The following is a 19,227-nucleotide window of genomic DNA, read 5'->3' on the forward strand; positions in this document are numbered from 1 at the left end:
CTGCGGATTGCGATGGTCTCCGAACACGCCAGTCCGCTGGCTTCGATCGGAGGCGTCGACTCGGGTGGGCAGAACACCCACGTAGCCGAGTTGGCGGTCGCCCTCGCCCACCGTGGCCACGAGGTACGCGTATACACCCGCCGTGACGACCCCGACCTGCCCGACGTGGTGCCGTTCGCCGACGGGGTCCAGGTCGAGCACGTGCCGGCCGGTCCGCCGGAGTTCGTACCCAAGGACGATCTGCTGCCGTTCATGGGTGAGTTCGGGCGATGGATGGCCGGGCGCTGGGCATCGTCGGAGTTCGCCCCCGACGTCGTCCACGCGCACTTCTGGATGAGCGGCCTCGCGGCGCTCACCGCGACGTCGTCCAGCCGCATCCCGGTGGTGGTCACCTACCACGCGCTGGGCTCGATCAAGCGCCGTTACCAGGGTTCGAAGGACACCAGCCCGTACACCCGGCTGGGCCTGGAGCGGGAGCTCGGCCACCTCGCCGACCGGGTGATCGCCCAGTGCGCCGAGGAGGTCGAGGAGCTGGGCAAGATGGGGATCCCGCGCGGATCTATCCATGTCGTGCCCAGCGGCGTCAACACCGACCGGTTCGCCCCGAGCGGGCCCCGGGCCGAGCGCTCGCCGGGCGGGCGGCCCCGGATCCTGAGCGTGGGCCGGATGGTGGAGCGCAAGGGTTTCGGCGATCTGATCCAGGCGCTCTACCTCGTACCCGAGGCGGAGCTCGTCCTGCTCGGCGGGCCGCCACCCGACGAGCTGGACCGCGAGCCGATGGTCGGCCAACTGCGCCGCCTGGCGGACAAGCGCGGCGTCGCCGACCGGGTGCGCATCGTCGGCTGCGTACCGAAGGAGGACATGCCCGCCTGGTACCGGTCGGCCGACGTGGTCGCCTGCGCACCCTGGTACGAGCCGTTCGGGCTGACCCCGCTGGAGGCGATGGCGTGCGGGGTCCCCGTCGTCGCGTACGCGGTCGGCGGGCTGGCCGAGAGCGTCATCGACGGCGTGACCGGCGTCCTGGTGCCGGGCCGCGACATCCGGCGGCTGGCGGCCGCGCTGCGCTCGGTGCTCAGCGACGACGTGCGGCGGATGAGCTACGCCAGCGCCGCCGTCGACCGGGTGCGGTCCCGGTACACCTGGGAACGCACGGCCGCCGACGTCGAGCGGGTGTACGCGTCGGTCACCGGTGAACCCATCATCGCCGGTGGAGCGCTCACGGAGGTTTCGTCATGACCGAGCGGAGCGAGATCGACCGGGAGCTCAGCGTGCTCCAGCGAAGCGAGACCGACGGGCCGTGTGAGGTGTCGCGATGACCTTGCTGTCCGGACGCGAGTCGCGCAGCGACCGCACCGACGACGCCGAGGCCAACGACGGCACATCGGGACTACCCGGTCTTGATCCGTTCGTCGAGCGGCGGCTCGACTTGGTGTGGCGCCGGTCCAGCGTGGACGCGAAGCTGGATCGGTTGGCCGACGCGCTGGAGCTGTTCCGGGCCGAGGCGCCGCGACTGGCCCGGTGGGGCCAGCACCTGGCCGAGGTACTGGTCTCCGGTGGGCGGCTGCTGGTGGCCGGCAACGGGGGCAGCGCCGCCGAGGCGCAGCACCTGAGCGCGGAGCTGGTCGGCAAGCTGCACGACGACCGGCCGGCCTACTCGGCGATCGCGCTGAACGCCGAGACCTCCAGCCTCACCGCGATCAGCAACGACTACGGGTACGAGCGGGTCTTCGCCCGGCAGGTGCAGGCCCACGGCCGGGAGGGCGACGTCCTCGTACTGATCTCCAGCAGCGGCCGGAGCCGGAACCTCATCGCCGCCGCCGAGACAGCGCGCGACCTGGGCGTCACCTCCTGGGCGATGACCGGTCCCCTGCCCAACCCCCTCGGAACGTGCAGCGACGACGTGCTGGCCATCCAGTGCGACCCGCAGACCGCGCAGGAACTGCACCTGGTCGCGGTCCACGTGCTGTGCGAACAGGTCGAGGCCGCGCTGCCCGCTGCTGAGATACGCGCCGGACGGCGGGTCGGCAGGGGAGTGCGGCGGTGAGCCGGGCGCCCCTGGTGGTCGTCGGTGACGTACTGCTGGACCGGGAGGTGCTGGGCCGGGTCGAGCGGCTGTGCCCGGAGGCGCCGGTACCGGTGTTCGACGAGTCGGAGGTCCTCGACCGGCCCGGCGGCGCCGGGCTCGCCGCGCTCTTCACCGCCTCGGCGGCGGCGAGTGGACCGCCCGGTCGTACCCGTCCCGGCCGCCCTCCCCGCGAGGTGGTGCTCGTCGCCGCGGTCAGCGCCGACACGGCCGGCGACCGGATCCGGGAACTGTTGGCCCGCGCGGCGGTACGCCTGGTCGAGGTGCCGCTGCTCGGGCCGACCCCGGAGAAGATCCGGCTGCGCGCCGGCGGCCACCTGCTGATGCGGCTGGACCGGGGCAGCGGCCCGGCCGAGATCGCCGCCGCACCCGCCGCCGCGATCGAGGCGATCCGCGCGGCCGGCGCGATCCTGGTCAGCGACTACGGGCGCGGCATCTGCGCACATCCGCAGTTGCGGGCCGCGCTGACCGAGCGCGCCCAGTGCGTACCGCTGGTCTGGGACCCGCACCCGCGCGGCGGTCACCCGGTGCCCGCCACCCGGCTCGTGACCCCCAACCGGGCGGAGGCCAGCGGCTTCGTGTCGTCGAACCTGGGCGGCCCGCGCAGCGGGGAGTGGCCGCTGACCGCGGCGCTGCACCCGGCTGACGGGGTCGCCGTGCACGTGGGCGGCAACGGGCACGGCGCGAGCAACGGCGCGAGCGCGAGCAACGGTGCCGGCGCCGCCGGGAACGGCAACGGCCGGGCGGCGAACAACCGCGTCACTCCCAACCACGCCGTCCCCACCGGCGCCGTCGGGAACGGCAACGGCCGGGTGGCCGGCAACGGCGGCGCCGCCAAGGGCGACGCGACGACGAGCAGCAATGGCCACGCGACCGCGCACGCCGACGCCGCCACCGCCGACCTGGCGCAGGCGGCCGGCATGGCGGTGCGGCTGCGCCGGTACTGGGGAGCCAGCGCGGTCGTCGTCACGCTCGACGACCGCGGCGCGGTGATGTCCGACGGCGTGAACCCGCCGCTGCTGGTACCCACCCCGTTCAGCGCGCGGGGCGACAGTTGCGGTGCGGGCGACCGGTTCGCCAGCGCCGCGCTGGCCTCGCTGTCCGAGGGCTCGTCGATTCTGGAGGCGGTGACGACCGCCGTGACCGCGGCGACCGCGTACGTCGCCGCCGGGGGAGCGCTGTCCCTGTGTCCGGAGCTGCACGAGCGCGCCGACGACCCCGCGTCGGTAGTGATCATTTGATCTTGAGGAGGAGTCAATGCCCGGTGCGGTCATCGTCACGGGTGGTGCGAGCGGACTCGGTGCCGCGGTGGTCTCCGCGGTACGCGAGGCCGGCGGCACCCCGTACGTGCTGGACCTGAAACCCCCCACCGTTGACGTGCCCTACGTGGCGGTCGACCTGTCCGACACGCGGGCCGCCGAGCGGGCCACCCGGGAGTTGATCGAGCGGGCCGGCACGATCAAGGGCGTCGTCACCGCGGCCGGCATGGACATCCCGGCGCCGCTGACCGGTATTTCGGGAGAGGACTGGGAGCGGATCGTCGCGATCAACCTCTTCGGCACCGCGGCGGTGGTACGGGCCGCCGTACCCGCGCTGCGCGTCAGCCACGGCACGATCGTCACGGTCGCCTCCACGCTGGGCATCAAGGCCGTCGGCGACGCCACCGCGTACTGCGCGTCGAAGTTCGGCGTGGTCGGGTTCACCCGGGCCCTCGCCGCCGAGCTGGCCGGCGAGGTCGGGGTCACGCTGCTCATCCCGGGCGGCATGAAGACCAACTTCTTCGACGCCCGCGACGCCAAGTACAAGCCGGGGCCGGACGCGCCGCTCAACGACCCGGCCAACACGGCCGCCGCGGTCATGTTCGCGCTGTCCCAGCCCCCCGGCAGCGCGGTACGGGAAATGATCGTCTGTTCCGAGGTGGAGTCGTCGTACCCGTGAGACCCGTTCTGTTGGCTCTGCGGGCGCTGGGCATCGGCGACCTGGCCACCGCCGTACCCGCCCTGCGGGCCCTGCGGCGCGCGTTCCCGCGCCACGAGCTGGTCCTCGCCGCCCCGACCGGCCTCACCCCCCTGATCACGGCCACCGGCGCGGTCGACCGGGTCTTCGGTACCGGCTCCTTCGTCCGCGAGCCGATCGACTCCCTGTGCTGGTCGGGGCCGCGGCCGGACATCGCGGTCAACCTGCACGGCCGGGGGCCGGAGAGCCACCGCGCGCTGCTGGCCACCGATCCGGTCCGGTTCATCGGGTACGCCCAGCCGGCGGCCGGCTGGCCGGACGGTCCGGAGTGGGTCGGCGAGGAGCACGAGCGGACCCGCTGGTGCCGGCTGCTGCACTGGCACGGTATCCCCGCCGACGACGAGGATCTGGGTATCGCGGCGCCGCCACCGGTACCGGGCCGGGCCGGCGCGGTCGTCGTGCACCCCGGGGCGAGCGGGCCGGAGCGGCGCTGGCCGGTCGACCGGTTCGCCGCCGTGGCCGGCCGGCTCGCGGCCGCGGGCCACCGGGTCCTGGTCTCCGGCTCGCCCGGTGAGGCCGCGGCCGCGCACGCGCTCGCCACGGCGGCCGGGCTGCCGCCGGACGCGGTCCTGGCCGGCCGCACCGACCTGGGCGAACTCTCCGCGCTCATCGCGCACGCCCGGCTGCTGATCTGCGGCGACACCGGGGTCGCGCACCTGGCGACCGGGTACGGCACCCGCTCGGTGGTGCTGTTCGGGCCGGTATCGCCGCGACTGTGGGGCCCGCCGGTCACCGGCCGGCACACCGTGCTGTGGCGCGGCCCGCGCGGGCTCGCCAGGATCGGCGTGGATGAGGTGTACGCGGCGGCCCGCCGCCAGCTCGACGCGGACGCCACCGAGCGGGGTGGGGTATCCCATGCGGCTGCGACGCGCTGACCCGAACGGGCCGGGCCTCACCCGTCGCCGCAGTGGCAAGGGGTTCCGCTACCTCGACGCGGCCGGGCGGCCGGTGCGCGACCCGGACGAGGTGGCGCGCATCCGGGCCCTGGTCATCCCGCCGGCGTGGGAGGACGTCTGGATCTGCCCTGATCCGTGCGGGCACATCCAGGCCACCGGCGTCGACCAGGCGGGCCGGCGACAGTACCGCTACCACGACGTGTGGCGGGCCAAGCGCGACGCCGAGAAGTTCGAGCGCATCCTCGTCGTCGGCGAGCACCTGCCGCAGCTTCGTAAACGGGTCAGTGACGACCTGGCGGGCCGGGGGCTGGGGCGGGAGCGGGTGCTCGCGGTCGCGGTCCGGCTGCTCGACCAGGGGGTGTTCCGCATCGGCGGCGAGGCGTACGCGACCGCCGACAGCTCCTCCGGCGAGCCCACGTACGGGCTGGCCACACTGCAGCGCGACCACGTGAGCCTGCGTGGGGCCGTGATGGCGTTCCGGTACACCGCCAAGGGCGGCATCGAGCGGGCCCAGCGCCTCGTCGACGCCGAGGTGGCGCCGGTGGTACGGGCGCTGCTCAAGCGGCCGGACCCCAACCCGGAACTGCTGGGCTACCGGGTCGGCCGGCGCGGGTCGTGGCGCGACGTCCGCAGCGCCGACATCAACGATTACCTCAAGGAGGCGACCGACTGCGAGATCAGCGCCAAGGACTTCCGGACCTGGCACGCCACCGTCCTCGCGGCCGTGGCGTTGGCCCAGCCGGAGGCCGTCTCCGTGAACTCGGCGACCGCGCGCAGGAAAGTGGTGAGCCGGGCGTACCGGGAGGTGGCCGGGTACCTGGGCAACACACCGGCGGTGGCGAAGGCGTCGTACGTCAACCCGCGCGTCGTCGATCTGTACCACGCCGGCGAGACCATCGCGCCCGCACTGCGGGCTGAGTCCGACGACGCCGACGACGCCGGTGACTTCGCCGTTCGCCGCCAGGCTGAGCAGGCCGTACTGGCGCTGCTGGGCGATGGTTCCGACTGACGCTCCGCTACGAAACCCTTCCACGGGCCGTGCCCGGGAGGTAACGTCGACGCAGGCTCATATCATCCGAACGGGCGACTTCTGGTCACCCTGTGACGATGGCAAGCTGACCAATCGTCGTCCAGAAGAGGGCGGCGGCGGCCAGCGGGACGTGATGTCCACCGACGGTGATGGGTTCAAGCAACGGGCCCCTGTCGTAACGGTTCACAACTCTGGTCGAAGGGCCTGTCCGCCTGTGGGCGGACGGCTGCGCCGCGGATCCGCGGATCGGTTCCCACCGCTTCGACCTCGCCGGACAGGGGACGACCATGACCACGACCACCACCCCCGACCTCCGTGGGCACGACACGCTCTCCGAGGATCTCGCTGTCGCGACGGTGTCGGATGCTGTCGCTGTCGCGACGGTGTCCGCCGGTACCGACGGCGCGACCCGTCCCGGCAGCGAAGCCGAGTCCGTGGCTCAGTCGCTGCTGGCGCTGCTGGCCGACCTACCGGCCGACAGCCCCGACCACGGGCGTGTGCGGGACCGGATCATCGAGCACTACCTGCCGCTGGCCACGTACCTGGCCCGGCGCTTCCGCAACCGCGGCGAGCAGCTGGACGACCTGGTCCAGGTGGCCAACCTCGGCCTGATCAAGTCGGTCGACGGCTACGACGCCGGTCACGGGACCGCGTTCTCCAGCTACGCGATTCCGATGATCCTCGGCGAGCTCAAGCGGCACTTCCGGGACAAGGGCTGGGACATCCGGGTACCCCGGCGGATCCAGGAACTCCGCTTGGAGATCATCCGGGCGACCGGCGACCTGGCGCAGCGGCTCGGCCGCGCGCCGACAGTGGCTGACCTGGCCGAGCACCTCGGCGTACGCGAGGAGGACATCGTCGAGGGGCTCGAGTCCGCCCACGCGTACCGCGCGCTGTCGTTGCAGTCGCCGGTCCCCGGCGACGAGTCGAGCACCGAACTGGCCGACCTGATGGGTACGGTCGACCGCCACCTGGAGCAGGTCGAGGACCGGGAGGCGCTCCGCCCGCTGATCGCCCGGCTGCCGCAGCGGGAGCAGCGGATCATCGCGCTGCGGTTCTTCGGCAACATGACCCAGTCGCAGATCGCCGCCGATCTCGGCATCTCGCAGATGCACGTGTCCCGGCTGCTCTCCCACGCGCTCGGCGTACTGCGCCGGGGCCTGCTCTCCTAGACGCCGGCAGGTTCCCCGGCCTTCTCCGTCTCCTCGGCCCTGGCGGGCACCGCGACCTGGTACACGCTGTACGCCTGCTTGATCACCGGGTGCGCGACGTTCCGGACGTGCACCCCGCCCGGGGTCATCCCGCGCTCGGTACCGGCGTGCGCGTGCCCGTGTACGGCGAGCGCCGGGCACACCGCGTCGATCGCCTCGCCCAGCAGGTACGAGCCCAGGAAGGGGTAGATCTCCAGCGGCTCGCCCAGCAGCGTGTCCGGCGTCGGCGCGTAGTGCGTCAGCGCGATCCGCATGTCGCAGTCCAACCCGGCCAGCGCGGCGCCGAACTCCTGGGAGACGACGCGGGTGTGCCGGATGAACGCCTTCATCTCCGGCTCGCCGAACTCGCTGGCGCACCGGCCGGCGAACCCGCCGCCGAAGCCCTTCGCGCCCGCGATCCCCAGCCGGATCCCGAAGCAGTCGAGGACCACGCCGGTGCGTTCCAGGACGATGATGCCGGCATCGTCGAGGATCTTGGTGACCTCCTCCTGGGCGTCGGAGTGGTAGTCGTGGTTGCCGAGCACCGCGACCACGGGTACGGGGAGCCCGCCGAACTCGGTCGCGACACAGCGCGCCTCGTCGCCGGTACCGTGCCGGGTCAGATCGCCGGCGAGCAGCAGCACGTCGGCCTTTTCGCCGATGCGCTCCAGCGCCGGTCGGTACCGACCCAGCACGTCCTCGTCGATGTGCACATCGCCGACCGCTGCCACCCGAACACAGTTGGGCGGCCGGTTGGAATTTTGGGCCGTGCTCACACTTCCTCCACCTCTTCCGGTTCGTGTACCCGGGTGACGCCGATGTCGGACTTCACCGTCAGGTCGGGGAACCGCTCGGCCACCACCTGCTCGATGCGCTCCTTGCGCTTCTGGCTCTCCACCTCGCCGGACAGTGCGAACGTGCGCTCCTCCAGGTGGCTCACCCGGATCCCCTGCTCCGACACGCGCTCGTCCTCGGTGAGCACGCGCTGCAGTTCGCTCTCCTTGTACTGGTCCGGGTTCATCCGGACACCTCCTTGAGCTGTGCCCGGCGCTCGGTGGCGGAGCTGATCCCCGCCAGCGAGACCACGTTGAGGCGGTCCAGCAGCACCATGAACGCCTGGGCGTACGGGGAGTGCGCCGTCTCGCGCTCGACCCGTGCCCAGTCGATCTGCTCGCGCATGGACTGGGCCACGGGTAGCGCCTTCGACAGGTCGCAGTAGTGCGGTCCCATCGAGAGCAGCTTGTGGATCATGAGTTCGGTGGCCGAGAGGACGGGCATATGGCAGGCGTTGACCGACAGCACGTCGGTGTCGGCGAGCGTCTCGTCGGTGACCGGGCGCTGCACCGGGGAGAAGATCAGATCAACGAGGCGGTCCTCGTCGTAGACCTTGACCAGCCAACCCTCGGGGGGTATTTCGGCGCGGAAGCCGACTTCGACCAGCCCCGTGAGTATCCGGTCCGCGTCCTCCTCCTTGATCAGGAAGTCCACGTCATGGTCGCAACCGCCTCCGCCGCGGGCATACACGGCGAAGCTACCTGCCAGTGCGAACGGGACGCCCATCTGCTTGAGGTGGTACGCCACCCGCTTCAACGTCTGGATGAGCGGCTGTTGATCCTCAGCTAGAGGCATCGCAGGCTCCTAGTGGTCAGGTCGGCCGCTCATTCGGGGCCGACCGGGACCCTCGTGCAGATACCCGCAGGCTCACGGTCTCACACGCATCGGTGCCGCAGTTAGCCGCTGACCAGGTAGATATCTCCGCTGTTTGATCACCTTGGCGAGGGGTACGACGCGCCCATGCGGGTCCTGGGCATCAATGCCGTCTTCCACGATCCCTCGGCGGCGCTCGTGGTCGACGGGCGGGTCGTGGCGGCGGCCGAGGAGGAGCGGTTCAGCCGGCGCAAGCACGGCAAGCGACCGGTGCCCTTCTCCGCCTGGGAGCTGCCCGAGCGGGCGGCGGCCTGGTGCCTGGAGAGCGCGGGCCTCGACGCCACGCAGGTGGACGCGGTCGCGTACTCGTTCGACCCGGCGCTGTGCCGCCCCGCCGACTCGCTCGGCCTGGACGACCCGTGGGACTGGCTGCGCCAGGAGTACGCGAAGCGCGCCCCCGGATTCCTCGCCGCGGCGCTGCCCGGGCTGGACCCGTCCCAGGTACGGTTCGTCGCCCACCACGCCGCACACGCCGCCTCGGCCGCCTTGGCCGCGCCGGCCGAGGCCGGCCACGGCGACTGCGCGGTGCTGGTACTCGACGGCCGCGGCGAGGTCGCCAGCCACCTGGCCGGCCAGTACCGCGACGGCGTGCTCAACCCGCTGTACGCGCAGTCGCTGCCGCACTCGCTCGGCCTGATGTACGAGGACCTGACCGCCCACCTCGGCTTCCTGCGCTCGTCCGACGAGTACAAGGTGATGGCGCTGGCCAGCTACGGCACGCCGCGGTTCCTGCCGGAGCTGCGGGAGCTGGTACGGGCGACCGGCGACGGCGGCTTCGAGGTCGCCAAGATCGATTGGGCGACGCTGACCAAGCCGGTCGCGCCGGGCGCTTCACTCGGCACCGACCAGGCGGACCTGGCCTGCAGCGTGCAGACCCGGCTGGAGGAGGTGATCCTCGACCTGGCCCGCTGGCTGTACGACGCGACCGGCGGGCAGAAGCACATCGCCCTGGCCGGCGGTACCGCGCTCAACTGCGTGGCCAACGCCCGGCTCGCCGCGGAGGGGCCGTTCGAGACGGTCTGGGTGCAGCCGGCCGCCGGCGACTCCGGTACCGCGCTCGGGGCCGCCCTGCACGTGGCCCGCGGTCTCGGTGACCGCACCGCCCCGATGCCCGGCGCCGACCTCGGCCGCGGCTTCACCGACGACGAGATCGAGGCCGAGCTGCGCCGCGCCCGGCTGCCGTTCACCCGGCCGGCGTCGATCGCCGAGGAGGCCGCCGAGGTGCTCGCCGCCAACGGCATCGTGGCCTGGTTCCAGGGGCGCAGCGAGTACGGCCCGCGCGCGCTCGGGCACCGCTCGCTGCTGGCCAACCCGACCGACCCGGACAACACCGAGCGGCTCAACCTGGTCAAGGGGCGCGAGCAGTTCCGGCCGGTTGCGCCGATGGTGCTCGCCGAGCGCGCCGGCGAGGTCTTCGACGGACTCCTGGACAGCCCGTACATGCTCTTCGTGCAGCAGGTGAAGCCGGAGTGGCGGGAGAAGATCCCGGCCGTCACCCACGTCGACGGCACCGCGCGCATCCAGTCCGTCAGCGACGCGCGCGAGCCCCTGGTCGCGGAGCTGCTGCGGGCCTTCGAGCGCCGCACCGGCGTACCGGTCGTCGTCAACACCTCGCTCAACACGGCCGGCCGGCCGATGGTCGACTCGCCGTTCGACGTCCTCGAACTCTTCGGCTCGGCCCCCATCGACGCGCTGGCGATCGGACCCTTCGCGGTCCGGCGCGCCGAGAGTTGGCGCTGAGATGGGTACCGGAGTCTCCATCGTCGTACCGACGGTCGGCCGGCCCAGCCTGGCGACGCTGCTGGACGCGCTCGCACCCGCCGACGGCGTACTGCCGATGCCGCTGGAACTGATCCTCGTCGACGACCGGCGGGACCGGCCGGCTGCGCTGGTGGAGATCCCGCCCGCCTTCGCGCCCGTCACCCGGATCGTGCCCGGCGGCGGCGCCGCCGGCCCGGCCGCCGCCCGCAACGCCGGCTGGCGTGCGGCCGCGTACCCGTGGATCGCCTTCCTCGACGACGACGTGGTGCCGTCGCCGGACTGGCTGGCCGCGCTCGAGGACGACCTGGACGTGGACGAGTCGGTCGCCGGGGTGCAGGGGATCGTCGAGGTGCCGCTGCCGGACGACCGGCCGCCGACCGACTGGGAACGGGTCACCGGCGGCCTGGCCGGCGCCCGGTGGATCACGGCGGACATGGCGTACCGCCGGGACGCCCTCGCTGCCGTGGGCGGCTTCGACGAGCGCTTCCCGCGCGCCTTCCGGGAGGACACCGACATCGCGTACCGGGTGCGACGCGCGGGCGGCGCGCTCACCGTCGGGCGCCGGCGGGTGACCCATCCGGTACGCCCGGAGAGCCCCTGGGTCAGCCTGCGCACCCAGGCCGGCAACGCCGACGACGCGCTGCTGCGCACGCTGTACGGGCCGCGCTGGCGGGAGGTGCTGGAGCTACCGCCCGGCCGGCGCTCACGGCACGCCGCCGTCACGCTCGCCGGCCTGGTGGCCGTCGGCTCGCTCGGTTTCTCCCTGATGTCGTCGCGTCCGCGGCGCGCCGCCCGGGTCGTCGGGGCGCTCGCCGGCGCGGCCTGGCTCGCCGGCACCGCCGAGTTCGCGGCGGCCCGGATCGCGCCGGGGCCGCGCACTCGTGATGAGGTGAGCCGGATGGTGGCGACCAGCGCGCTGATCCCCCCGTACGCGATGGCGCAGTGGCTGCGCGGCTGGCTCCGCGCTCGTTGATCATTTCGTGCCCGGGTGACCGGTTCGGTTCACCCGGATGATCTACTTCGGCCGAACGATCCCTGCACACGCTGTCGTACGTGTGTTCGAATCAGTGTCGTGGAACGACGAAAGCACTGGTGGAACGGCACCTGGGGCCGGCTGGCCCGGCACGACGTGTACCTGTACGAGGACGGCGGCCGGTGGACGGTGGAGTCGCGGGAGGGCGGCGCCGACGGATGCAGCCGGTGGTACGAGTACGGCGACGAGGACGCCGCGATGGAGTGCGTGCGCGGCCTGCTGTCCGACAGTCCACACTGGCGCGAGATGAGCTAGCCGGCCCCGTCCCAGACCCAGACGTCGTCGACCCGGCGGCCCGGCCCCAGCAGGTTCGTCACCGTGGCGGCCAGGTCGCCCCGGTGGGCCTCGACGACGACGCAGCCTACGTCCAGCCTGGCCAGGTCGCGCCTGGCCTGTAGACGTTCCTTCCCGCCGACCTCGCCGGCCGGCATCGTCCAGACGCCGCTCGCCGTCGGGCGGATCAGCTCGCCGTGGCCGTCCTCGCCGGGTACCACGCCGATGCCCTGGGGGATGGGGAATTCGAGGCCGGCGGTTGCGGCCCAGCGCATGCCGTCGGGGTGGTAGTAGTCGGGCAGCGGTACCGGCATCAGGGTGCGGCCCGCCGGAAGGCAGGACCTCCAGTGGCCGGAGGTGACGAACCGGGGGATCGGCGGCCGGTCGGCCGCCGGCAGCGGTACCGGTAGCAGCGGGACCAGCGCCCCGGCCAGGGCGACCCGGGCCAGTGCCGGCCGGCCGCCCGCTCCGAGGTCGGCGGTGCGCTGCCAGAGCACCGCCAGCAGGACCCCGATCAGGGTCGCGAGCGGGAGGTTGAAGCGGGTCGGCAGGGTGGCGTCGAAGATCGGCAGGTGTGCGACCAGACGGTACGGCGCCGGGATCGGCAGCGGGTGGCCCTGCGCGTGCGGCGACGGCCCGAGGGTCAGCGCGATCATCGGCAGCGTGCTCGCGGCCAGGACGCGCGGCAGCCCGCGGCCGGCGACGAGCGCATACCCGACCAGGGCCAGCAGCGGCACGCCGAAGAACGCCCCGGTCTCGGTCAGGTCGTAGCCGGTCCAGTCCAGCGGAAGCAGGTGCCCGCCGATCGCCGTCGGACCGGGTACCAGGAACGCCGAGGCGTCGGTGCTGTAGCGGGCGAGGTCCCACCGGATGCCCCGGTAGCTCTGCGGGCCGAAGAAGAACGTCCACAACGGATAGGCCAGGAGAACGAACGCCACCCCGGCACCGGTCAGCCAGCCCGGCAGCGCCTCGACGCTCCGCCGGCACGCCTCCCGGTGCGACGTCGCGGCATGGGCGGCCAGGAACACCACGCAGCCGACGGCGGTCAGGAAAAGGATCTCCAGGCCGACGAACGCCTGGGCGGCCAGCAGGAGACCCAGGACCGCGCCGTCACGCCACCGGTGCTCGCGGCGCATCGCCAGGACCCCCCGGACGATGAACGGCACGAGGTACTGGCCGGTCAGGTGCGGGTGGGCGTTGCTGTGCCCGAGCATCACCGGCGCGAAGCCGCAGAACGCGGCCCCGACGAACGCGGCCGCCCGGGACGCCACGACGTGCCGGGACAGCACGTGGTACCAGGCGGCGGCGGTACCGGCCAGGCTCAACGCGATCAGCAGCACCAGCGAGACGGCGGGGCCGGCGACGAGGGTGACCGGGCTGAGCACGACACCCGGCAGCAGCACCGTCGTGTTCGCCATGACGTTCACCCCGAACGGCGCGTTCATCAGCGGAGTGAAGAACGGGTCGTCGAGGTGGGTCACCACGCGGGCCGCGTACGCGAGGTTCCACTCGAACAGCGCGGTGTCGCCGGCGTTGGCGCTCGCGGCGCGCCCGGCCGGGTCGGGCCACAGCCGCGCGGTCACCCACAGCCCGGCGGCGAGGTACCCGAGCACGGCGAGCAGGTCGGCCGGGCGGGCACGCCGGGAACGGCCCGGCGCGGCGGCTGATGGCGCCGGGCCGGCAGGCCGGGGGAGGCCAACGGTCGCCGTCACGGCGGAAACGATACGGGGCAGCGGGTTCGACCTCGTTTGATACCCGTGGCGGCCGATGGCCGGACCGGAGATCGTACGATGCCTGTCGGTCGACAGCCGGGACGGTCGAAGGGTGCTCGATGACCATCGGAACTGAAGACGTCGCGGCGGCGACCGACGCTCCGGTGGCGGCACGGGCGCCGAGCCCCGAGGCGTCGCGGCGGGTCCGGGACCCGTACCTGTGGGCCGTCGTCTGCTTCGCGCTCTACGCGCCGTTCTCGCTGCTGAAGCACTGGCGGCTGGAGACCTACGGGTATGACCTGGGCATTTTCGACCAGGCCGTGCTCGCCTACTCCCGGTTCCAGGCGCCGACCTCCGACATCCGCGGCATCGGCTTCAACCTGTACGGGGACCACTTCCACCCCATCCTGGCGACGCTCGCCCCGCTGTACTGGATCCACGCCGGCCCGGCGACGCTGCTGCTGGCGCAGGCCGCGCTGCTGGCGGTCTCGGTGATCCCGATCGCCCGACTGGCGATCGGTCGCGTCGGACGGCTCGGCGGCAACGCCGTCGCGGCGGCGTACGGGCTGTCCTGGGGCATCCAGGCGGCGCTCGCCTTCGACTTCCACGAGGTCTGCTTCGCGGTACCGCTGCTGGCCTTCGGCCTGGTCGCGCTGGCCGAGGGGCGGTGGCGGGCGACCGTGCTCTGGACGCTGCCGCTGCTGCTGGTCAAGGAGGAGTTCGGGCTCTACCTCGCGATGATCGGGGTCGTGCTGCTGCTCCGGGGGCGCCGCCGCGCCGGGGCCGGCCTGATCGTGGTGGGGCTGGCGGCGTTCGCCGTGGTGGTCGGCCTCGTGATCCCGCACTTCAACCCGGACCACGTCAACCCGTACACGGTCAAGTTCACCAGCGACAGCAACGGGCAGCCCGTCGGCTCGGGCGGCCTGGCCGAGCGGGTCGCGCTCCGGCTGCTCAAGGCGCCGCTGCTGCTGTTCACCCCGCTGGTGAAGGTGGAGAACCTCGCGCTGCTCGGCGCGCTGACCGGCTTCCTGGCGCTGCGCTCACCGGTCGCGCTGGTCGCCGTGCCCAACCTGGCGATGCGGTACCTCACCGATTACGAGCCGTTCTGGGGGCCGGGGCTGCTGCACTACAACCTCGTGCTGATGCCGGTCGCGTTCGTCGCCTACCTCGACGCGTACCCGAGGCTGCTGGCGAGCCGGTGGCGGCTGCTGCGCGCGTACACGCTGCGCTCGGCCGCGGTGATCGCCGGGGTGGCGGTCGTGACGGCCCAGTTCTACCCGTTCCAGCGCGCGCTGATCCACCCCGGCCGGGCGCTCACGCTCGACCAGCGGGCGCGCACCGGGTACGAGCTGATGGCGCGCATCCCCGACGGCGTCACGGTCGAGGCGGCCAACCGGCTGGCACCGCACCTCAGCGACCGGTGCCGGGTGGTGCAGTACCCGCGCGGGATCGTGGAGTGGCCGACCTGGGTGGTCACCGACACCAGCGACCCGTTCCCGAACACCGTGGACGGTCTGAAGGCCCGGGTCGAGGAGCTGAAGCGCCGGGGCTACCGGGTCGTCGACGAGCGAGACGGGTACACCCTGCTGCGCAGCCCACGCGCAGACTAGCGGAGCTCGTAGACGGCCAGCCGCCCGTTGTCGTACCGGAGCGCGGCGAGCGTGGCCAGGTCGCCGGACCCGGGCGACACCTGACGGTCGACCACCAGGTAGCGCACCCGGTACCGGCGGCGCAGCTCACCGAAAAGGTCGGCGGTCGGCGCGCTGATCGCGGAGTCGTTCAGGAGCAGTCGCGGCGCGTCCCAGAAGGCGGGGACCGTCCCGCCGTTGTTGCGCGGAGCGAAGCCCCACCCCTCGACCAGGACCGAGCGTTCCGAGTACGCGCTGAGCCAGAACGACCGGGCGTCGCAGTCGGGCGGGTCGGCGGTGGCCGAGCCGGACAGGCAGTGCACGTTGGTGGCGAGTACGTCGTCGGGCCGGCTGTGGTCGCGTACCCAGCGCGCCGCCTCCACCCGGGAGCGCGGCAGGCCGATCGCGGTGTACGGGCCGCCGTTCGGTACCCGTACCGACTTGACCACGTCCATGACCAGGCCGGGCGCGCCCGCGGCCAGGACGACGGTGAGCGCGACGAGCGGACCCCGGCCGCGCAGGCCCGGGAGCACCCGGCTGGCCGGTCGCCACAGCAGGGCGGCCACCAGCCCGATCGCGCCGAGCCCGGCGGCGAGCTGCCAGATGGGTACCAGCGCGGCGGCCGGCCAGCCGTCGAGCGAGGGGAAGGGCTGTGGCCGGCCGGCGTACCCGATCTCCACCACCACCAGGGCCGCCGCGAGGACGACGGTACCGGCGGCCAGGGCGGCCTTCCCCTCGCGCGACAGTCGCGCCCGCTCCACGAGCGCCGCGTACCCCGCGCCGGAGAGCAGCACGCCGAAGGTGAAGCCGGCCCGGGTGAAGTACTGGCTGTTGATGCTGCCGAACGTCAGCCACAGCGCCGGCCCGGCGACCGCCCCGGCGAGCAGGAAGACGTGGGCCGGCCGCAGCCGCTCGTACCGGAGGACCGCGACGATGCCGGCGGTGCGCGCCTGCAGGTTGAGCAGGACGGCGATCCACACCGCCGGTACGAGGATCCAGGCCGGCCACTCCGGCGGCGCCGCCCAGTACCCCCGGATCTGCGCCAGCGGGTCGACGACCAGCCCGTACGTCTGGAAGTGGAACAGCGCGGCGGTGGCGAAGACCTGCGCGGCGGCGACGATCGCACCGACCGCGACCACCAGCCACGGCACCCGGCGCCGCGCCGCCAGCAGGGTCACGCCGGTGACGCCCAGCGCGACCAGGACCACCGGGAGCGAGCTGGCCTTGGCGCCGGAGGAGGCGACCGCGAGCAGCGCCACGAGCAGGTACGAGCCGGCCTTCTCGAGCACGCATGTGATCGCCGCGATGAGCGCGAGCAGCAGCACCCAGCTGTAGATCATCGACATGCCGTGCCAGACGACGAACGTCGCCTGGGTACCGAACGGCGCCGTCACCGGGTCGGTGAAGTTGAACTCGCCGACGACCCAGAACAGGGCGGCCGCCGCGGCGCCGGCGTACGGCCGCCCGCTGATCCGCCATCCCACCACGGCCGTGAGCAGGACGGCGGCGGCGCACAGGCCGGGGATCGCCAGCCGCAGCGCGACCACCGGCAGGTCGATGTGGCCGATCAGGCTGACGCTCGCCATGTGGGCGTAGCCGAACCAGTGGTAGTACAGCGGCTCGCCCGCCACCTGCGGCAGTTGCGGCGGGAACTGGTGCTTGGCGTTGCCGGCGAGCGACAACTGGTACGCGAGATCGAGGTACTGCCGGGTGTCCTCGGACGTCGGCAGGATCGGGTTGCGCGCGAGGAACACCTGCGACAGGTACAGGGTGAAGAAGGTCGTCGCCCCGGCCACCGACCACGACCAGCCCAGCGGGGTCGGGGTGTAGCCGTGCACCCGCCAGTGCCGGCGCAGGCGCGGTACCGCCGCGAACAGCGCCACGATCACGGCCGGCCACAGCGCCAGCCACGACCGCAGGTCGAGCGCGGAGAAGGTGGCCCACGCGGCCAGCTCCAGCGCGAGCCCGACCGCGATGCCCATCGCGACGTCCTCGACGAAGGTACGCGGGGTCGGGCGCAGCCACCGGTAGACCAGCGTGCCGGGGAGCGCGACTGCGAAGAGCACGTAGGCGGCGTACCGGAGCAGGTCCGGCGCCGGGGTGCCGGTCGCCAGCAGGACGCCGGCCAGCGCGCCGACGCCTGCTCCGGCCGGCAGCCAGCGCCACGCCGCCGTGGTACCGGCCCGCTGCCCGGGACCTGCCGGCTCGCGCGCAGCCACCCGGGTGGGCGCCGAATCCTCCATGTATGTTCACCGCCGGTGTCCGTGCCTGTGGCAGCGCCCCTGCCTGCCCGTACGGCGCGCCAGCACATGCTACGGCGCCGGGGCGAGGGGCGTGGACAGCCTCCGGGTTCCCCCGTGCAACAACGTTGCGTCAGATCCTGATCTACGCAACAAACCGCCGGTACCGCGCAAGGCGAAGCAATGGCTCGCCCGGCCGGGCACCCTTACATTCGACGGAATGTCACCGAGCGGCCGGCCGGCAGGGCCGCTCGGACCGACGTCATGGACGAAAAATCCCTTTCACATAGAATTTCGACGACTGCGCGAAGCTGGGCCGAGCGCTGGACGCAGCAGGAGGTACGCCGATGACCGCCGTCTTCCCCGACCTGACGACCCCCGCGGTCGCCGAGGCCGAGCACTGGACCGCCCACAACTACCACCCGTTGCCGGTGGTCGTCGCCGACGCCTCCGGCGCGTGGGTCACCGATGTCGACGGCAGGCGGTACCTCGACTGCCTGGCCGGCTACTCCGCCCTCAACTTCGGCCACCGGCACCCGGTGCTGATCTCGGCGGCCCGGGAGCAGCTGGACCGGGTGACCCTGACCAGCCGCGCGTTCCTGCACGACCAGTTCGGCCCGTTCTGCCGGGAGCTGGCGGAGCTGTGCGACATGGACCTGGTCCTGCCCATGAACACCGGCGCCGAGGCGGTCGAGACCGCGATCAAGGTCGCCCGCAAGTGGGGGTACCGCGTCAAGGGTGTACCTGACGGGAAGGCCACCATCGTGGTCGCCGAGAACAACTTCCACGGGCGTACGACCACGATTGTCAGCTTCTCCACCGACCCGGACGCCTACCGTGACTACGGGCCGTTCACGCCCGGGTTCCGGATCGTCCCGTACGGCGACCTGGCCGCTCTCTCGGCGGCCGTCGACGACACGACGGTCGCGGTCCTGATCGAGCCGATCCAGGGCGAGGCCGGTGTCCTCGTGCCGCCGCCGGACTACCTGCCCGGGATCCGTGCTCTCTGCTCCGAGCGGAACGTGCTGTTCATCGCCGACGAGGTGCAGTCCGGGCTGGGCCGCACCGGGGCGACGTTCGCCTGCGAGCACGAGGGCGTCAAGCCCGACATGTACGTGCTGGGCAAGGCCCTCGGCGGCGGCGTCGTGCCGGTGTCCGCCGTCGCCTCCTCCCGCGAGGTTCTCGGCGTGCTGCGGCCGGGGGAGCACGGCTCCACCTTCGGCGGCAACCCCCTCGCCTGCGCGGTGGGGCGCGCCGTGGTGGGGCTGCTCCAGAGCGGGGAGTACCAGGAGCGCGCCCGTGAGCTGGGTTCGCGGCTGCACGAGGGGCTCGGGAAGCTGGTGGGCCAGGGACTGACGGCGGTACGGGGCCGGGGCCTGTGGGCCGGGCTGGACATCGACCCGGCGCTGATGACGGGGCGGGAGGCGTGTGAGCGGCTCGCGGCCGAGCACGGCATCCTGGCCAAGGACACCCACGGCTCGACGATCCGCCTCGCGCCGCCGCTGGTGGTCACGCCCGAAGAGGTGGACCTGGCGGTAGACGCCATCGCCGCGATTCTCTGACCGATCTCGAAGCGGGGGGTGGGCGCGCGCCGGAAAGCAATCTGCCCGCCCGGGGCGACGAATCGTCCCGGACGGGCAGTGCTGGCTCACCCCCAC

General features: G+C 72.9%; 17 protein-coding genes. 12 read left to right on the forward strand and 5 right to left on the reverse strand.

Features of this window, described 5'->3' with window-relative positions:
• The 7 genes from Pme01_RS07255 to Pme01_RS07285 all read left to right on the forward strand — a co-directional run bounded on the left by Pme01_RS07255 (position 1) and on the right by Pme01_RS07285 (position 7,197).
• A complete protein-coding gene (locus tag Pme01_RS07255) occupies positions 1-1,236 on the forward strand; it encodes a glycosyltransferase (protein WP_168117319.1) in 1,236 nt (411 codons plus the stop codon).
• A gap of 76 nt (positions 1,237-1,312) precedes the next feature.
• Positions 1,313-2,044, forward strand: a complete 732-nt coding sequence (locus Pme01_RS07260; RefSeq protein ID WP_373315466.1) for a D-sedoheptulose-7-phosphate isomerase — start codon at positions 1,313-1,315, stop codon at positions 2,042-2,044.
• The gene (locus Pme01_RS07265; RefSeq protein WP_168117266.1) at positions 2,041-3,324 is read left to right on the forward strand and encodes a PfkB family carbohydrate kinase; all 1,284 of its coding nucleotides are present in this window, start codon (positions 2,041-2,043) and stop codon (positions 3,322-3,324) included. The genes Pme01_RS07260 and Pme01_RS07265 overlap by 4 nt, the downstream gene beginning before the upstream one ends.
• Before the next feature lie 16 nt (positions 3,325-3,340).
• Positions 3,341-4,021, forward strand: coding sequence for an SDR family oxidoreductase (locus tag Pme01_RS07270; RefSeq protein WP_168117267.1), 681 nt, complete (start codon positions 3,341-3,343; stop codon positions 4,019-4,021).
• A complete protein-coding gene (locus tag Pme01_RS07275) occupies positions 4,018-4,974 on the forward strand; it encodes a glycosyltransferase family 9 protein (protein ID WP_203935481.1) in 957 nt (318 codons plus the stop codon). Before Pme01_RS07270 ends, Pme01_RS07275 begins: the two co-directional genes overlap by 4 nt.
• Entirely contained in the window at positions 4,955-6,004 is a 1,050-nt protein-coding gene (locus Pme01_RS07280) for a DNA topoisomerase IB (protein ID WP_168117268.1), read from the forward strand. The genes Pme01_RS07275 and Pme01_RS07280 overlap by 20 nt, the downstream gene beginning before the upstream one ends.
• A gap of 308 nt (positions 6,005-6,312) precedes the next feature.
• A complete protein-coding gene (locus Pme01_RS07285) occupies positions 6,313-7,197 on the forward strand; it encodes an RNA polymerase sigma factor SigF (RefSeq protein ID WP_203935482.1) in 885 nt (294 codons plus the stop codon).
• On the opposite strand, the gene Pme01_RS07290 is transcribed toward Pme01_RS07285, so the two are convergent.
• Genes Pme01_RS07290 through Pme01_RS07300 form a run of 3 tightly spaced genes read right to left on the reverse strand, consistent with a single transcriptional unit; the run spans position 7,194 to position 8,844 of the window.
• Positions 7,194-7,991: a metallophosphoesterase family protein gene (locus tag Pme01_RS07290; protein ID WP_168117269.1), complete on the reverse strand. Its 798-nt coding sequence runs from the start codon at positions 7,989-7,991 to the stop codon at positions 7,194-7,196. The genes Pme01_RS07285 and Pme01_RS07290 overlap by 4 nt on opposite strands.
• The gene (locus Pme01_RS07295; RefSeq protein ID WP_168117270.1) at positions 7,988-8,236 is read right to left on the reverse strand and encodes a hypothetical protein; all 249 of its coding nucleotides are present in this window, start codon (positions 8,234-8,236) and stop codon (positions 7,988-7,990) included. Before Pme01_RS07295 ends, Pme01_RS07290 begins: the two co-directional genes overlap by 4 nt.
• A complete protein-coding gene (locus tag Pme01_RS07300) occupies positions 8,233-8,844 on the reverse strand; it encodes a nucleotidyltransferase family protein (protein WP_168117271.1) in 612 nt (203 codons plus the stop codon). Before Pme01_RS07300 ends, Pme01_RS07295 begins: the two co-directional genes overlap by 4 nt.
• Positions 8,845-9,009: 165 nt before the next feature.
• On the opposite strand from Pme01_RS07300, the gene Pme01_RS07305 reads away from it, so the two are divergent.
• The 3 genes from Pme01_RS07305 (at position 9,010) to Pme01_RS07315 (ending at position 11,971) form a co-directional block, all read left to right on the forward strand.
• A complete protein-coding gene (locus Pme01_RS07305; RefSeq protein WP_168117272.1) occupies positions 9,010-10,662 on the forward strand; it encodes a carbamoyltransferase family protein in 1,653 nt (550 codons plus the stop codon).
• 1 nt (position 10,663) lies between these two features.
• Positions 10,664-11,656 (forward strand): glycosyltransferase family 2 protein, encoded by a 993-nt coding sequence (locus Pme01_RS07310; RefSeq protein WP_168117273.1) that lies wholly within the window; start codon positions 10,664-10,666, stop codon positions 11,654-11,656.
• A 99-nt stretch (positions 11,657-11,755) separates the two neighbouring features.
• Positions 11,756-11,971 carry a hypothetical protein gene (locus Pme01_RS07315; protein ID WP_168117274.1) on the forward strand — a complete coding sequence of 72 codons (216 nt, stop codon included), beginning with the start codon at positions 11,756-11,758 and terminating at the stop codon, positions 11,969-11,971.
• Here the strand turns inward: Pme01_RS07315 and Pme01_RS07320 are convergent.
• Positions 11,968-13,701, reverse strand: a complete 1,734-nt coding sequence (locus Pme01_RS07320; RefSeq protein ID WP_168117275.1) for a hypothetical protein — start codon at positions 13,699-13,701, stop codon at positions 11,968-11,970. The two genes, Pme01_RS07315 and Pme01_RS07320, sit on opposite strands and share 4 nt — an antisense overlap.
• A 119-nt stretch (positions 13,702-13,820) precedes the next feature.
• Here Pme01_RS07320 and Pme01_RS07325 point away from each other — a divergent pair, with 119 nt between their 5' ends.
• On the forward strand, positions 13,821-15,311 hold the full coding sequence (locus tag Pme01_RS07325; protein WP_168117276.1) for a DUF2079 domain-containing protein: 1,491 nt from the start codon (positions 13,821-13,823) through the stop codon (positions 15,309-15,311).
• On the opposite strand, the gene Pme01_RS07330 is transcribed toward Pme01_RS07325, so the two are convergent.
• Positions 15,308-17,572: a hypothetical protein gene (locus Pme01_RS07330; RefSeq protein WP_168117277.1), complete on the reverse strand. Its 2,265-nt coding sequence runs from the start codon at positions 17,570-17,572 to the stop codon at positions 15,308-15,310. The genes Pme01_RS07325 and Pme01_RS07330 overlap by 4 nt on opposite strands.
• A 344-nt stretch (positions 17,573-17,916) precedes the next feature.
• Here Pme01_RS07330 and rocD point away from each other — a divergent pair, with 344 nt between their 5' ends.
• Positions 17,917-19,131, forward strand: a complete 1,215-nt coding sequence (rocD, locus tag Pme01_RS07335) for an ornithine--oxo-acid transaminase (RefSeq protein WP_168117278.1) — start codon at positions 17,917-17,919, stop codon at positions 19,129-19,131.
• The last annotated feature ends 96 nt before the right edge of the window (positions 19,132-19,227 follow it).

Source organism: Planosporangium mesophilum (genome assembly GCF_016863255.1).
GTDB classification, from domain to species: Bacteria; Actinomycetota; Actinomycetes; order Mycobacteriales; family Micromonosporaceae; genus Planosporangium; species Planosporangium mesophilum.

Bases quoted from the DNA above. Each gene is read 5' to 3' on its own strand.
- Pme01_RS07260 (WP_373315466.1), top strand. From the start codon at position 1,313: ATGACCTTGCTGTCCGGACGCGAGTCGCGCAGCGACCGCACCGACGAC.
- Pme01_RS07270 (WP_168117267.1), top strand. From the start codon at position 3,341: ATGCCCGGTGCGGTCATCGTCACGGGTGGTGCGAGCGGACTCGGTGCC.
- Pme01_RS07280 (WP_168117268.1), top strand. From the start codon at position 4,955: ATGCGGCTGCGACGCGCTGACCCGAACGGGCCGGGCCTCACCCGTCGC.
- Pme01_RS07285 (WP_203935482.1), top strand. From the start codon at position 6,313: ATGACCACGACCACCACCCCCGACCTCCGTGGGCACGACACGCTCTCC.
- Pme01_RS07295 (WP_168117270.1), bottom strand. From the start codon at position 8,236: ATGAACCCGGACCAGTACAAGGAGAGCGAACTGCAGCGCGTGCTCACC.
- Pme01_RS07300 (WP_168117271.1), bottom strand. From the start codon at position 8,844: ATGCCTCTAGCTGAGGATCAACAGCCGCTCATCCAGACGTTGAAGCGG.
- Pme01_RS07305 (WP_168117272.1), top strand. From the start codon at position 9,010: ATGCGGGTCCTGGGCATCAATGCCGTCTTCCACGATCCCTCGGCGGCG.
- Pme01_RS07310 (WP_168117273.1), top strand. From the start codon at position 10,664: ATGGGTACCGGAGTCTCCATCGTCGTACCGACGGTCGGCCGGCCCAGC.
- Pme01_RS07325 (WP_168117276.1), top strand. From the start codon at position 13,821: ATGACCATCGGAACTGAAGACGTCGCGGCGGCGACCGACGCTCCGGTG.
- Pme01_RS07330 (WP_168117277.1), bottom strand. From the start codon at position 17,572: ATGGAGGATTCGGCGCCCACCCGGGTGGCTGCGCGCGAGCCGGCAGGT.
- rocD (WP_168117278.1), top strand. From the start codon at position 17,917: ATGACCGCCGTCTTCCCCGACCTGACGACCCCCGCGGTCGCCGAGGCC.